This window comes from Streptomyces sp. NPDC031274 (assembly GCF_055570235.1).
On the sequence record NZ_JBVIHP010000380.1, the window covers coordinates 1 to 1,144 of the forward strand.

2 protein-coding genes are annotated in these 1,144 nt (G+C 60.3%); both read right to left on the minus strand.

Annotated features, from left to right (window positions below; all coding sequences use genetic code 11):
• Positions 1-670, minus strand: a 670-nt coding sequence (locus ACZ5CR_RS46520; protein ID WP_468870101.1) for a DUF6193 family natural product biosynthesis protein, incomplete at its 3' end; no start/stop codon positions are given.
• On the minus strand, positions 667-1,144 hold a 478-nt coding region (locus tag ACZ5CR_RS46525; RefSeq protein ID WP_468870102.1), incomplete at its 5' end, for a hypothetical protein. The genes ACZ5CR_RS46525 and ACZ5CR_RS46520, both read right to left, overlap by 4 nt.

Sequence of the window (1,144 nt, forward strand, 5' to 3'; positions counted from 1 at the left end):
CATCCAGGAAAGCGGCCGCCGCCTCGGCGATGCGATCCATGTTCTCCACATGTGTCTCCCCGCCGGAGACGGTGGACTCGACGCGGTAACCGCCGCTGCGCAGTGGAGAGATCCGGATCTCTCCCGCCTGGCGACTGGTGTGGTCCGTGGAGAGACGAAGCATTCCCATGCTGTAGAAGGGGAACAGGGCGCGCAGTTGCTCATGGGCGTAGATCTCGCGTGTCAGCGGCCGATACTCCGCAAACACGTTGTCGTGCAAGAGGATGCCCCACTGGGTCGCGATGGGGTCACCGTCCTCGTATGCCTGCGCGAGTTCGTTGTACTCCATGAACGGGAACCGGGATTTCAATTCCCTGAGTGTCACCCCGTTTCGCCAGGATTCGGCCACCTCAACAGCTGTGAGCAGGCTGCCGGTATCGCCGACCGCCCATTGATGCTGAGCATCTGAAATATTGATCGCGAAAGATCTCTTGTGCGCCCCAATGGAGATTCCGATTAGCCCTCTGCCGGAAGTCACCGTCGCATTGAAGAGGTGCCCTCGGGGATTAGAAGATGCGGACTCCACGACACCCAGGTCGATGCCGCTCTGGCGAGATACATGCGTCAACGCCTTGACGAGACCACCCAGCTCCACGAGGTCTGGATAGAGTTCTGAATTCATGCCGTTCATTCCATGTCCTCAATGAAAGGTCGTACCCTTCCCATGTTAGCCCAGTCGGGCTCCAGCACGGTCGGGTCCGGGACTCCGTTCTTGTCGTAGAACGTAATTGAGTCCCAGCTGCGGCGCCCGTTTTTTACGGCTCTGGCAATCATCCCCATTTCTTCCTCCGTTGCATGGAAAGCGGGCCCATCATGACCGAGCCCCCTCTTGGCCATTCCTTCGAATCCGTCTGCGGGGAACTGATTCATATTCACGTGGAGCCGAACCGATCCATCCTTGATCGCTTCAAAGACGGGCCCCCGCCACTCGTCCGGGCCGAGGTCCATGTAATGGGTGAAACCTCTGGACTGCGCGAACGCCTTGGTCCCCCCATGTCCGTACCCCAGGGCCACATCACAAGGCGCGAGCCCGAGTGGGTCGGCCCAGAGAAGGGGGTTGGTCACATAGGTGACGTGGTTGGGGGCCGGTCCGAGCCCCAGGGGG